Annotated in this window: 11 protein-coding genes and 1 pseudogene; 9 read left to right on the top strand and 3 right to left on the bottom strand. The window is 31.5% G+C overall.

What is annotated here, in order from left to right; genetic code table 11:
• Positions 1 to 22 precede the first annotated feature (22 nt).
• Complete coding sequence (locus EAG11_RS02615) at positions 23 to 1,006, bottom strand: transporter (protein ID WP_129537763.1); 984 nt, start codon at positions 1,004 to 1,006, stop codon at positions 23 to 25.
• A 123-nt stretch (positions 1,007 to 1,129) separates the two neighbouring features.
• On the opposite strand from EAG11_RS02615, the gene EAG11_RS02620 reads away from it, so the two are divergent.
• The 6 genes and pseudogenes from EAG11_RS02620 to EAG11_RS02645 all read left to right on the top strand — a co-directional run bounded on the left by EAG11_RS02620 (position 1,130) and on the right by EAG11_RS02645 (position 9,045).
• Positions 1,130 to 1,423, top strand: a complete 294-nt coding sequence (locus tag EAG11_RS02620) for a DUF4834 family protein (RefSeq protein ID WP_129537764.1) — start codon at positions 1,130 to 1,132, stop codon at positions 1,421 to 1,423.
• A gap of 48 nt (positions 1,424 to 1,471) precedes the next feature.
• Entirely contained in the window at positions 1,472 to 3,907 is a 2,436-nt protein-coding gene (locus EAG11_RS02625) for a YfhO family protein (RefSeq protein WP_129537765.1), read from the top strand.
• A gap of 50 nt (positions 3,908 to 3,957) precedes the next feature.
• A pseudogene (locus EAG11_RS02630) lies at positions 3,958 to 5,240 on the top strand (glycosyltransferase family 4 protein).
• Positions 5,241 to 5,277: 37 nt separating this feature from the next.
• On the top strand, positions 5,278 to 6,747 hold the full coding sequence (locus tag EAG11_RS02635; RefSeq protein ID WP_129537766.1) for a lipopolysaccharide biosynthesis protein: 1,470 nt from the start codon (positions 5,278 to 5,280) through the stop codon (positions 6,745 to 6,747).
• A gap of 81 nt (positions 6,748 to 6,828) precedes the next feature.
• On the top strand, positions 6,829 to 8,505 hold the full coding sequence (locus tag EAG11_RS02640; RefSeq protein WP_129537767.1) for a mechanosensitive ion channel family protein: 1,677 nt from the start codon (positions 6,829 to 6,831) through the stop codon (positions 8,503 to 8,505).
• A gap of 240 nt (positions 8,506 to 8,745) precedes the next feature.
• The gene (locus tag EAG11_RS02645; RefSeq protein ID WP_129537768.1) at positions 8,746 to 9,045 is read left to right on the top strand and encodes a hypothetical protein; all 300 of its coding nucleotides are present in this window, start codon (positions 8,746 to 8,748) and stop codon (positions 9,043 to 9,045) included.
• 7 nt (positions 9,046 to 9,052) lie between these two features.
• On the opposite strand, the gene uvrA is transcribed toward EAG11_RS02645, so the two are convergent.
• Positions 9,053 to 11,845, bottom strand: a complete 2,793-nt coding sequence (gene uvrA / locus EAG11_RS02650; RefSeq protein WP_129537769.1) for an excinuclease ABC subunit UvrA — start codon at positions 11,843 to 11,845, stop codon at positions 9,053 to 9,055.
• A 454-nt stretch (positions 11,846 to 12,299) separates the two neighbouring features.
• Between uvrA and EAG11_RS02655 the strand changes: the two genes are divergently transcribed.
• On the top strand, positions 12,300 to 12,884 hold the full coding sequence (locus EAG11_RS02655; protein ID WP_129537770.1) for an RNA polymerase sigma factor: 585 nt from the start codon (positions 12,300 to 12,302) through the stop codon (positions 12,882 to 12,884).
• 51 nt (positions 12,885 to 12,935) lie between these two features.
• Positions 12,936 to 13,079 carry a hypothetical protein gene (locus EAG11_RS21615; RefSeq protein ID WP_164998648.1) on the top strand — a complete coding sequence of 48 codons (144 nt, stop codon included), beginning with the start codon at positions 12,936 to 12,938 and terminating at the stop codon, positions 13,077 to 13,079.
• 89 nt (positions 13,080 to 13,168) lie between these two features.
• Here EAG11_RS21615 and nth read toward each other — a convergent pair whose 3' ends face one another.
• Complete coding sequence (gene nth, locus EAG11_RS02660) at positions 13,169 to 13,846, bottom strand: endonuclease III (protein ID WP_129537771.1); 678 nt, start codon at positions 13,844 to 13,846, stop codon at positions 13,169 to 13,171.
• A gap of 105 nt (positions 13,847 to 13,951) precedes the next feature.
• Here nth and bcp point away from each other — a divergent pair, with 105 nt between their 5' ends.
• Positions 13,952 to 14,404, top strand: coding sequence for a thioredoxin-dependent thiol peroxidase (gene bcp, locus EAG11_RS02665; protein WP_129537772.1), 453 nt, complete (start codon positions 13,952 to 13,954; stop codon positions 14,402 to 14,404).
• The last annotated feature ends 111 nt before the right edge of the window (positions 14,405 to 14,515 follow it).

Genomic DNA, 14,515 nt, shown 5'->3' on the forward strand with positions numbered 1-14,515 from the left:
GTCTAATTTGTAATTGTAGTTATTATTCAAAAGTAGATTTACGTTTTTGCTCTATTTTAATTGAGTCTTCATCCTCTTTTCTCTTTTTATTTTTCTTGCCTTTTTTGTTCTTTTTGCTTTTTTCGTCTTTAAATCTCATTTGAACCTCTTTATACTTGGCATCATAACGCCAAGAAAATCCAACGCCACCATAAAAAATAGAAGGAGTGTCTTTAAAGTTCGTACTCACAGATGCGTCGATTTGCATGTTTTTATTTAGTAAGTAGGCAGCGCCACCTCTTATGATGCAATCACTGTAAAAATCACTTTTGTAGCCTTGATTTTCTACAAAGCCAGACCATTTGTCATTAAAACCTCTTGTAAGTGTTACTACATATCCATAACTAGGATAGTCAGTAGTGATGTAATCGGCGATAATATTGGTTACAAATACCCATTTTCCGTCACCCAAGTGATTTTGAGTAATCAACATGATTTTTGGAGAAATGCTAGACTCTTGTGTAAAAGAATATGGATTTCCAGCAAAAGTAAAATTGGCTCCTGCAAAAATGGAAACTGCTGGAATTAATTGACGCCAGTTGAATCTTTGATTGCCTTTCCAGCTGTAAATATTTATCTTTTTCTCATAGTTTTTAAAAGGATCGTAGATTAGGTATTTTGCTCCTAATACAGTCTGTTTGAAATCATTTTTTTTGTAATTGACAAATGGAGTAGAATAATCTTCCATTTGGTACTGTATATCGGCAATAAGTTCTAATTGTTCACGAAAAAGCCCCCAACGAAGGGTTAAATCAGTTCCGAAACCATTTGCTTTATAATTTAATAAATCGTGCTTTTCGTTAATTCCGTAAACACCAACTTCGGCTTGAATGACTGATTTACCAACAGAAAAAGCCGACATAGTTTCGCCAGGTCGGTTAGAATTGATAACATCGGTATGTTGACCGAAAAAAAGATAGGGGGTTAAAAGAATGCTGGAAATAATTAAGTTTCTGATTTTAAACATATTATTTTTTTTAGTTAAAAAGTAATAACGCATTTCAAATGTACTATATTTTATTATTTATTTAAGATTGATATTTTAATTTTGAAGAATTGATTTGCTACTTTTGAAAAAAAATATATGATTATGCAAACAGCATCTTTTTCAGGTCTTATAAAAGCGATTTTTTACATGATTGCTTTTTATTACATTTTTAGATTCTTGGCAAAATTATTTTTACCTCTTTTAATGAAAAAAGTGGTAGATAAAGCAGGAGAGAATTTTCAAAGACAACAGCAACAATATACACAGCAACAACAAAATAATTCATGGCAAAAAACCAGAACAAATGATGAGGTGTTATATGATACTGCTAATGCAAAGAACCCGCGTGAAACCAAAAAAGTTGGTGATTACGTTGATTACGAAGAAATAGATTAAATTTGTAATCGAACAATAGATTTTCATCCATAACCAAACCTACCAAAATTGAAAGTAATAAACAAGCTTTATCCGCATGCCCTTGTTATATTGGGATTTGTACTCGTTTCTTTAATTTATTTTTATCCTGTATTACAAGGAAAACAGATTTTTCAATCGGATATTGCACAATATACCGGAATGGCCAAGGAACAAAATGATTTCAGAGCAATGGAACATTCTGAACCTTATTGGACAAACTCGGCTTTTGGTGGAATGCCAACGTATCAATTAGGAGCTAATTATCCGCATGATTATGTAGGACAATTAGATGACGCTTTACGATTTTTACCCCGTCCAGCAGATTATCTTTTCCTATATTTCTTAGGATTTTATGGTTTGTTGTTGGTTTTAAAAATCGACCCGCTTAAAGCTTTTATAGGAGCATTGGCTTTTGGTTTCTCTACTTATTTAATTATTATATTAGGAGTTGGTCACAACGCCAAGGCGCATGCTATTGCATATATGCCATTGGTCATTGCAGGATTTATACTCGTATTTCAGAAAAAATATATTCTCGGTGGATTACTCACCATGTTTGCGGTTGCTTTAGAAATAAATGCAAACCACTTTCAAATGACATATTACTTATTGATTTTCTTATTAATACTTTCAGGATATTTTGGCTTTAATTTTATTAAAGAAAAAGAGTATAAGTCGCTTTTAGTTTCATTTGGAGTTTTGGCAGTAGCAGGGATTTTTGCTTTAGGAGCAAACGCTACTAATTTAATGGCAACAAGTGAATATGCAAAATTTAGTATCCGTGATAAAAGCGAACTGACATTTAATCCAGACGGATCTAAAAATCTTACAACTGCTTCAATGACTACAGACTATATTACTGAATATAGTTATGGGATTGCCGAAAGCTTTAACTTGATTGCACCAAGGCTTTTTGGAGGTTCTAGTCATGAACCTGTGGGTACTGATAGTAGAATGTACGAATTTATGCTTGAGCAAGGCGTTCCAGAAGGACAAGCCCAAGATTTTGTTTCGGCAATGCCAACTTATTGGGGAGATCAACCTATTGTGTCTGCGCCAGCTTATATTGGTGCTGTTGTTTTTTTCTTGGCGATTTTAGCTTTGTTTATCGATGATAGAAAGATAAAATACGTCTTCTTCTCAGGAGCAATGGTTGCTTTGGTACTTTCTTGGGGTAAAAACCTTCCAATAGTAACCGATTTCTTTATCCATTATATTCCATTATATGATAAATTTAGAGCCGTTTCTTCGATACAAGTTATCCTAGAACTTTGTTTTCCAGTTCTTGCAATTATGGGATTACAATCTTTCTTTAAGTTGAAAGAAATAGATCCTAAGTTACAGCAAAAAGGATTGGTTCAAACAGGGGTGTTTAGTATTGGAGTGATATTAATTTTGGTTTTATGTAAAGGAATATTTAATTTCTCAGGTGCAAGCGATAGTTATTTTTTAGAGAGCTACGGACCTGATTTTGTTGATGCCCTTAAAGAAGATAGAAGAAGTTTATACTCAGCAGATTTACTACGTTCAGGATTCTTTATTGCAGTTACTTTTGGAATTTTATGGCTGTTTATCAAAAATAAATTTGCTCAAAACACGGCACTTATTATAGTTGGGATCTTGATGATTTTTGATTTATTCTTTGTTGATAAAAGATATGTTTCGGCTAAAGATTTTGTTAGCCCCGTGCAAATAGCAGCTCCTTTTCAGGAAACACCAACAAATACTCAAATATTAAAAGATACTTCTGTTTACCGTGTATTTGATGTTCAAGGGCAATTACAAGGTAGAACTTCTTATTTCCATAAAGCTATAGGAGGATATAGTGCTGTAAGGCCAAGAAGAATGCAGCAGTTGTTTGATTATCAGATTTCTAAAAACAACTTAGAAGTTCTTAATATGCTTAATGTTAAATATGTTATTCAAGTTAATAAAGAAGGACAAGAATTTCCAACGATAAATCCAGATGCTAATGGTAATGCTTGGTTTGTTAGAGATGTAAAATTAGTGAATACAGCCGATGCTGAAATGAAAATCTTAGATCATTTGGATACTAAAAATGTAGCAGTCTTTAATATTCATGACCATGGAGCTAAATTTAAAAGCGCTCGTTTAAAGAAAAAATGGGATCCAAACGGAACTATTAAATTAGAAGTTTACAAGCCAAATTATCTCAAATACACATCAGATAATTTGAATGATGGTTTAGCGGTATTCTCTGAAATATATTATGAAAAAGGATGGAATGCTTATATCGATGGTAAACTTACAGATCATTTTCCAGTAGATTATGTTTTAAGAGCTCTTGAAGTTCCTGGAGGTAAACATACAATTGAATTTAAATTTGAACCAGAAGTTGTTAAAACGGGTAGTATGATTGCACTTTTTAGTTCAATAGGTATGTTGGTTCTTTTAATCGGAGGTATTTATTTTGAAAGAAAAAAATCGATTAGCGTGAAGTAATCCGATTTTAGTCTTAGCTTGTAATCTTTAAACATTAAACCAATTTTTTCTTGGAACAAAAGAAACTTTTAATAATTACCTATTATTTTCCACCAGCAGGAGGACCAGGTGTGCAACGCTGGTTGAAATTTGTAAAATATTTACCCGAATTTGGTGTTCAGCCAATTGTATATGTACCAGAAAATCCAACTTATCCAATCGTTGATGAAGGATTAGTAAAAGAAGTTTCAGATCAGGTAATTGTTATTAAGAACAAAATTATTGAGCCATATCAATTGGCTTCGTTTTTTTCTAAAAATAAAACTAAGAAAATAGCTTCAGGAATTTTTCCAAATAAAAAAAAGCAATCTCTTCTTGATAAAGCATTTCTTTGGGTTAGAGGTAATTTGTTTATTCCAGATGCGCGTGTTTTATGGGTAAAACCATCCGTTTCATTCTTAGAAAAATATATTGTCGAGAATAGTATCGATACAATTGTAACTTCTGGTCCGCCACATAGTTTGCATCTTATTGGTTTGGAGCTAAAACAAAAGTTAGACATAAAATGGTTTGCTGATTTTCGTGATCCATGGACTACGATTGGGTATCATAAATCATTACGTTTGTCTAGTTATGCTGCTAAAAAGCATAAAAAATTAGAACATAAGGTTTTAAATGCAGCAGATACTATTCTTGTAACTAGTAAAACAACTAAAACTGAGTTTCAGGAAATAACAACAAAACCAATTGAGGTTATTACAAATGGCTACGATGTTGAAAATGTCGAGAAACAAACTTTAGATACCAAGTTTACATTGGCTCATATAGGTTCGTTCTTATCAGAAAGAAACCCGCTCTTTTTATGGGAATGCTTGGTCGAATTGTTACAAGAGATTCCAGAGTTCAAGCAACATTTAGAAATAAAACTAATAGGAGCAGTTAGTCAAGAAGTATTAGAAACAATTTCTAAATACAAGTTAGATAATTATCTGAATAATTTAGGTTATGTTTCACATATGGAAGCAGTAGCACACCAGAAAAAATCTCAGGTCTTATTGTTAATCGAAATCAATTCAGAAGATACAAAGAGTATTATTCCAGGAAAATTGTTTGAATACATGGTTTCTAATAGACCAATAATTGCTATTGGACCAAAGGGTTCAGATTTCTCAGATATTATTACCCAGACCAATACAGGAGTGTTTTTTGACTATTCTGAAAAAATGAAATTAAAAAGTGTAATTTTGGATTTTATAATCAATTTTTAGAAGGCAAACTACAAGCAAACGGAGTAGGATTGCAACAATATTCTAGAAAAAACCTAACAAAGCAGTTAGCACAATTGATTAAATAGAATACTTTTTAAAGTTTAAAAAATACAAATACCTTCAATGGGCATAGTCTTAAATCAGTCTTTCAAAAATACTATCATTACATATATTGGTTTTGGTATTGGTGCTATAAATACGCTTTATCTGTATCCAATTTATTTAGGCGAAACTTATTACGGATTAACAAATTATATTCTTTCTGCTGCAAATGTGATTATGCCTTTGTTTGCAATTGGAATGCAAAATACGTTGGTCAAATTTTATTCCCAATATAAAACGGAAGAAGAAAGAGAGCAGTTTTTATCATTTACAGCTTTATTTCCTATATTAATGTGTATCCCGTTAGGGGTAATTGGATTTTTCTTTTTTGATGATATTACAGCCTTTGTATCAAAGAAAAACCCAGTTGTAAAAGAGTTTATTTTACTGATTCCTTTTGTTGGAATTTGTATGGCTTATTTCGAGATATTTTATGCTTGGGCAAGGGTGCATATGCATTCTGTTTTTGGTAATTTTATCAAAGAAGTTGGTTTAAGACTGTTTTCCTCTGTTGTATTAGTAGGATTGTATTTTCACTGGATAACCTTAATTCAATTTGTATATATAACTGCAGCAATTTATTTTTTAGCTTTCATCGTGACGATGTTTTATGCTTTTAGTATCAAGAAACCAAACTTTCAGATCACAATACCAAAGAATGTAAAGAGTGTAATGGAATATACGTTTTACATAATTCTTTCAGGAAGTGTAGCTAATTTGCTTTTGGATGGAGATAAGTTGATGCTTAATCAGTATATGAAAATTGAGAATATTGCCTATTATTCTGTAGCAACCTATATAGCCTTGGTAATCTCAGTTCCGAGCCGTGCAATGCATCAAATTGTGTATCCTATTACGGCTAAATTAATGCATGAAAATAAACACGACGAATTAAATGATTTGTACAAAAAGACATCTATTAATTTACAGATTGTTGGTGGATTTGTGATGTTGTGTATTTTCGTCAATATTAATCAGTTGTATGAAATAGTTCCTGAAGAATATAGAGGAGGAGTCCCTGTTGTTTTTATGATTGGATTATCTAAATATTTTGATCTTATTTTGGGGAATAATAATGCTATTATTTTTAATACAAAATATTATCGAACGGTTTTATTTTTAGGATTAGGTTTGGTTGTTTTGACCTTTGTTTTAAATATAATTTTTATACCGATTTATGGTATTAAAGGGTCTGCATTTGCAACGTTGTTGTCTATCACAGCATACAGTTTGGCAAAATTACTTTTTGTAGTTAAGAAACTTCATTTGTATCCTTTTACAAAGCAAAATATGTATTCATTACTGCTTACATCAGTGTTGTTTTTATTATTTTACTTTTGGGAATTCCCGGTTTATCCGTTAATTGGGATTGCTTTAAAATCAGTTATTGTGACGGTTTTTTATGTGTATTTAAACTATAAGTTTGAAATATCTAAAGAGATAAACCAAGTAATAAATAACTTCATGATGAAGCTTGGAATTAAAATTTAGTAAGAAATGATATAGGAAACAAAAAGTGATTTATTTTGTTTTATATTTGTTAAACCACCTCTGGTTTTATTATATACAGATATGAAAAAGAGAATAATTTTTTTGTTGTTTATTCCTTTGTTTTTGGTTTTTCAAGGTAGTTTTGCTCAAAAAGTAAAAGATAAACTTGAAGCCCAACGTGCTAAAAGCAATCAAGCTGATTCTGTTTCTGTCATTAATTTAAAAGGCTATCCTGTTACTCCTTTTAAAGATACCCTTTTTTATGTTTATAATAAAGTAGGCTCGTTTTCTGCCGAAAGTAGAGCACAGGCTATTTCTGATAGAATTATAAAACTCTATGAAGATACTTTTTTTGTAGCCGATTCTCTTAAAATTATTCATTCAGATGTAAGCTTAGATATTATTTATGCAAAAGATTTTGTGTTGATGGCAATTTTAGATGCCGATGCAAAATCAGAAAATATGCCTGCTAATAGTATTGCAGAGCGTAATCTTGTAGCAATAAAAAAGGCTATTATTTTTGAGAATGAGAATAATTCGTTGCTACCAAGACGATTGGGATTTACCGCTTTATTAATATTAATTCTTGGTCTTGTATTAGTTTTTGTAGGGAGACTTTTTAATAAAGCAAGAGTATATTTGTCCAGAAATAAAGAAAAATATTTTACCGGATTTAAGTACAATGGGATTAATATATTCAGCCCACAAAAGCAACTTTTTCTAGCAATGCGATTAATTGGGGCAATAAAGGTTTTTGTGTTAATACTAATCGTGTATTTGTCGCTGCCAATCCTTTTTAGCATTTTCCCAGGTACCGAAAAATATACAACCACCTTACTACATTGGATTCTTACCCCTGCAAGGTTGGCAGTTTTTGGTTTTGTAGCATTTTTGCCTAATTTATTTACGATAGTCGTAATCGTGTTTATTTTTAAATATATTTTAAAAGTAATCAAGTTTTTTGTAGATGAGATTAATAAAGGTAATATTAAAATAAATGGTTTTTATAGTGATTGGGCAAAACCTACATTTAATATTATACGTTTCTTGATGTATGCTTTTATGCTAGTTGTTATTTTTCCGTATTTACCTGGCTCAGATTCACCGGTTTTTAAGGGAGTTTCTGTTTTTGTGGGGATTTTATTTTCATTAGGATCATCAAATGCAATTGCCAATATGGTTGCTGGGTTAGTTATTACTTATATGCGACCATTTAAAATTGGGGATTTTATAAAAATAGGTGATGTGAGTGGGGAAGTAATAGAGAAAACGGCTTTAGTGACGCGTATGAGAACGCCAAAATTTGAAGACATTACTATACCAAACGCAACCGTTTTGTCGAGTACATCGATTAATTATTCGGCAAATACAAAAGAAGATGCTAAAGGATTGATCGTTCATTCTGCCGTTACTATTGGGTATGATGTGCCATGGCCAGCTGTACACAAAGCCTTAATTAATGCAGCATTAAAAGCAGATTTTATTGAAAGTGTTCCGGCTCCATTTGTTTTACAAACAGGTTTAGATGATTTTTATGTGTGTTATGAAATAAATGCGTATACCAAAGAGCCTCAGAAACAGCCTGCAATTTATTCTTCGTTGCATCAAAATATTCAAGATAGTTTTAACGAAGCAGGTATCGAAATAATGTCACCACATTACAAGGCGCTTCGTGACGGAAACAAAACAACTATACCTGAAGAATATTTAGGTAATAATTACGAAACTCCCACGTTTAATATTAAAAACAAGTTGTAATTTATTGTTTAGGAGTAGTTTATTGAAAAAAGACAATTGATTAATATGTAATAAATCTTTTGATATGATGCTTTATATTAGCGAATTAATTTTATTTAGTGTTTTATGATGAAAGACTAATCGCAAAATCACTAAAAGTGGGTATTGTTTAATTTGTTATTCTGAACTAATTTTGCTTTCTGAATTATTCCGAAATAAATTATTAAAGTAAATAGCTAAAAATAATTTTAATTTATGATTATGAAAAGCCCACAATTTACTCAAGAAGAAAGTTTAAAAATATTCTCAAATATAATTTCAAATAAGATTCATAACGGTTTTATTTTAGAAGAGAGAAATGATGAAATGCTCTTTGCTGTTTTGTCAAAAGGAGAAAGAGTGGTTGATCATAGTTTTAATTTCCTTATTTGTTGTCTAACATTTGGATTATGGTCTGTTGCTTGGTTGTATTTAACCATAGAATCATCTAAAAACAAAAAAATATTGGTTGCCATCGATGAAGATGGGATTCCTTTTGAAGATAAATGTTATCACGAATAAGTTACTATTACAATTTTTCTTTTAAGTAGATACCTGTTATAGATTTTTTTATCTTTACTATATCTTCAGGTATTCCTTCTGCTAATAATTCCCCACCATTTTCTCCACCTTCTGGGCCTAAATCAATTATCCAATCGGCACATTTTATAAGGTCAAGATTGTGTTCTATTACAATTATAGAATGCCCTTTATCTATCAATGCGTCAAATGAAGCTAATAATTTCTTGATATCGTGAAAGTGAAGCCCAGTTGTAGGTTCATCAAAAACAAATAGTGCTTTGTCTTTTGTAGCGCCTTTAACTAAGAATGAAGCTAGTTTAATACGTTGAGCTTCACCACCAGAAAGGGTAGAAGAGGATTGTCCTAATTGTACATATCCTAAACCAACATCTTGTAATGGCTGTAATTTTTGAGTAATTTTAGTTTGATTGTTTACAGAAAAGAAACTAATTGCATCATCAATAGTCATGGTTAGGACATCATTGATGTTTTTATGATCAAAAGTAATTTCTAAAACTTCTTTTTTGAAACGTTTACCCCCACAAGTTTCACATGGTAATTGCACATCGGCCATAAAAACCATTTCAACGTTAATAGAGCCTTCTCCTTTGCAGGTTTCGCATCTTCCACCATCTACATTAAATGAAAAATGTTTGGCTTGATAACCTCTTATTTTTGATAGTTTCTCTTTAGCATATAGTTCTCTGATATCATCATAAGCTTTTATGTAAGTTACGGGATTAGAACGAGAACTTCTTCCGATAGGATTTTGATCTACATATTCAATATGTTTTATTTGCGAAAAAGATCCTTTTATTTCGGTAAACTGACCTGCTTTTTCAGCTGGGTTGTCTAACTTTTTCTGAATAGCAGGAAATAGAATCTTTTTAACAAGCGTGCTTTTTCCACTACCAGAAACGCCAGTAATTACAGTTAAAACATCTAGTGGAAATGTAACGTCAATGTTCTTAAGGTTATTTTCCCGCGCACCAATAACTTGTATGTGGTTCTTAGATTTTCGTCGGTGTTTAGGAACCGCTATTTCTAAATCACCATTAAGGTATTTAGCAGTTAATGAAGACGATTTTAATATTTCGTCATATGTTCCCTGAGCAACTAATTCTCCTCCAAATGTTCCTGCTTCAGGTCCAATATCTATAATCATATCGGCGGCTTTCATGATGTCTTCATCATGCTCTACAACAATTACGGTATTGCCTAAATCACGAAGAGATAGTAATACTTTGATCAATCGTTCAGAGTCTTTTGGGTGCAAACCAATACTTGGTTCATCAAGGATGTACATAGAACCCACTAAGCTACTTCCGAGAGAAGTTGCTAAATTGATACGTTGTGATTCTCCTCCAGAAAGAGTCGAAGAATTTCGATTTAAGGTAAGGTAAGAAAGTCCAACTTCGGTCAAAAAGGATAATCTATTATTGATTTCGACTAGCAATCGTTTTGCGATTTGTTTCTCGTAAACATTCAGTTCTATTTTGTTGAAGAAAGTAACTAAATGTTGAATTGGTAAATCGACCAAATCAGAAACAGTTTTGTCGTTTATTTTTACATAAGAAGCTTCTATTCTTAGACGCTTTCCTTTACAAACGTGGCATTTTGTTTTTCCACGGTAACGTGAAAGCATTACTCTATTCTGTATTTTGTAATTTTTCTCTTCCAGCTCTTTGAAGAAATCATTTAGACCTTCAAAGTATTGATTTCCTTTCCAGATTAATTCTTTGTGTTCTTCGCTTAATTGGAAGTAAGGTTTGTGTATAGGGAAATCGAATTTATGGGAGTTATTGACCAATTGATCGCGAAACCAGCTCATGCTTTCACCACGCCAAGGATAAATAGCATTCTCATATACAGATAAAGAAGTGTTTGGAATTACTAAATCGGCATCGATACCAATAATATTTCCATATCCTTCGCAAGCAGGACAAGCTCCATATGGATTATTAAAACTGAATAAATGCGGATTAGGTTCTAAAAATGTGATTCCATCTAATTCAAAATTATTAGAGTAACTGAATCTTTTATTTGTTTTTAGTTCTTGTAAAAAACAAATTCCTTTTCCTTCAAAAAAAGCAGTTTGAACAGCATCTGAAAGACGATTGTAGAATTCTTCTTCTTCTTTTACAACGATTCTGTCTATAATTAATAAAATTTCCTGTTTCTTTTTTGTATTAAGTGAAGTTGCAAATTCATCTAAACGAACCATTTCGTTATCAATTAAAATACGTGCAAATCCTTGTTGTAGTAAAACATTAAGTTTGTCTTCTAGTTTTCTTCCTTTTTCAAGATGAATAGGAGCAAGAAGTAACCACTTACTGTCTAGCTCGAAGCTTTTTACATCAGTAACGACATCGGTAACGGTATTTTTTTTGACTTCTTGACCAGAAATAGGAGAATATGTACGGCCAATTCTTGCAAAAAGTAATTTTACATAATCGTAAATCTCTGTAGAAGTTCCTACTGTTGAACGGGCATTGGTGGTGTTTACTTTTTGCTCAATAGCAATTGCCGGAGCAATTCCTTTTATGTATTCGACTTTTGGTTTGTCTAAACGACCTAAAAATTGACGCGCATATGATGATAAGCTCTCTACATAGCGACGTTGCCCTTCGGCATACAAAGTATCAAATGCTAAACTTGATTTCCCTGAACCCGAAAGTCCAGTAATAACAACAAGTTTATTTCTTGGGATGGCAACATCTACATTTTTTAAGTTATGTACTTGAGCACCTTTAATGATGATGTTTTTCTTTGGGTCGAGTGTAGAAAGGTCAATTTGCATACAAAAAATCAATTTCCACAAAAGTAAGCATTTTTGATTTGAGTTATGTTAAGGATAAGAGTTCAATTTATGTAAAAAACAACATGATAATTATTCCTTTATAATTAAAGATCTGCTAGGGAAATTATTTTGGAGTATAGTGATGATTAAAGAATACAAAAAAAAGTATGTTAAAATGTAATTGGTTTATTTTGTGTGATTTAGATTTCTTTTTTAACTGTTAAGAACAAAGAGGTAATTTATTGTTTTTTACCCTTTTTCTAGAAATCATTGACTTTATTTTAATGTTTTTCTGAATTTGGTAATAATTATTCTTAATTTAATTTGCTTTATAAAAAAAATATTTGTTAAATTTGAACAATTAATTAACACTTTAAAAACCAGTAGCCTATACAGTAAAATTACTTTTTTAGATAATTACCCAAATTTCAAATTAAAACTAAAAGGTAGTATTATGGCTAATCTGCAAACTCCTGACGCTCTATTGGTGAAGAACTATGTTGAAGGTAACGAAAGTGCTTTGTCAACATTGATAAAAAGACATGAATCAAAGATTTATGGATTTATATATTCAAAAATAGCCGATAAAGATATATCAAATGATATTTTTCAGGATACATTTATAAAAGTAATCAAGACTTTAAAAAGTAATTCTTATAATGAAGAAGGTAAATTCTTGCCTTGGGTAATGCGTATATCGCACAATTTAATAGTAGATCATTATCGAAAAACTAAGAAAATGCCAATGTATAGAGAAACCGAAGAGTTTTCGATATTCTCTATTATGTCAGATGATACACTAACAATTGAAAGTAAAATGATTGTAGATCAGGTTGAAGTCGATTTAAAAAAGCTAATAGAAGAACTTCCTGGTGATCAAAAAGAAGTACTGGTTATGCGTATGTATCAGGATATGAGTTTTAAAGAAATATCTGAAGTTACAGGGGTTAGCATCAATACGGCCTTAGGTAGGATGAGATATGCATTAATGAATATTAGAAAAATTATAGAAAAACATCAAATTATTTTAACTAATTAATATACTAAATCGAGTAATTGGCCGTTGTTATATAAATAAACAATTATTAGCATGGCAAAAATTTACTCAAAAAAAGTAGCAGTTACTACAAACTTAAAACCCAACAAAGAAGTCGTTTCTTTTATATTAAGTTACTCACAAGCATTAACAGTAGTAAAAATTGACGAGAAGAGTTTTGAGATTATAGCTAATTAAACAGCCCACAACAGTTGTAGGATGTTTTGAAAGTAAATGAATTAATCAAATTGGTCGTTTGATTAAAAATCACTAAGTGCAATATGCAATTAGTGATTTTTTTGTTTTTTAGAAGCTTGACTTTCATAATAATCATCTATTACTGATTTCCTTCCAATGGTTTTTGTAATGATGTCTTTGTCAAGATCCCAGCCTCGGGCAGGCGAATATTCTCGGCCATACCAAATAATTTCAAGATGTAAATCGTTCCAGACTTCTTCAGGAAAAAGTCGCTTGGCATCTTTTTCGGTTTGAGCAACATTTTTTCCGTTAGATAAATTCCATCGGTACATTAATCTATGAATATGAGTATCTACAGGAAATGCAGGAACACCAAAAGCTTGAGACATAACAACACTAGCTGTTTTATGACCAACAGCAGGTAGCTCTTCTAGATATTCGTAACTCTGAGGTACTTCGCCACCATGTTTATCAATAAGGATTTGCGATAAACCATGAATACCTTTCGATTTCATAGGTGATAAACCACAAGGGCGGATAATATCACGAATTTCTTCAACAGACATTTTTACCATATCATAGGGATTATCAGCCTTTGCAAATAATAAAGGCGTAATTTGGTTCACACGAACATCAGTACATTGAGCTGATAGCAATACAGCAATTAATAAAGTATATGGGTCTTTATGGTCGAGAGGCACAGGGATAGTTGGGTATAATTCTTTTAACGTATTTATAACAAAAGTTACCCGTTCTTGTTTATTCATTTCCGTAAATTTAATCCCGTAAAAATAGTACAATTTTGGAATTATAAATTGTTAATTATCAATTGTTAATTTTGAGAATCTAAGTAAGTCTAAAAAAATAAAAAAATGACAACATTACAAATAGGAGATAAAGCACCAAATTTTTCAGGAACAGATCAAGACGGCAATACACATAAATTAGCTGATTACGCAGGGAAAAAATTAGTAGTTTTCTTTTATCCAAAAGCAAATACACCAGGATGTACAGCCGAGGCTTGTGATTTAAGAGATAACTACGAGCGTTTTCAAGCCAATAATTATGCATTATTGGGAGTAAGTGCCGATGCGCAAAAAGCACAAGCTAAATTCAAAGAAAAATATGACTTTCCATTTCCGTTATTAGCCGATGAAGACAAATCGGTAATAGAAGCATTTGGAGTTTGGGGTCCAAAAAAATTTATGGGAAGAGAATATGACGGAATTCATAGAACGACGTTTGTAATCAATGAGGAAGGAATTATAGAAGATATTATTTCAAAAGTGAAAACCAAGGAACACGCAGATCAAATCTTAAAATAGAGGTTATAGTTTTGGTTTTTAGAAGATCTTTGTCAAAGTTCAAAAACTTTGACAAAGATTAACACTCGTTTTTAGTTGTTAAGGCTTAGAGTTTATTCTCCATCTTATCAT

The sequence above is a fragment of the Flavobacterium sp. 140616W15 genome, assembly GCF_003668995.1.
Classification (GTDB): Bacteria; Bacteroidota; Bacteroidia; order Flavobacteriales; family Flavobacteriaceae; genus Flavobacterium.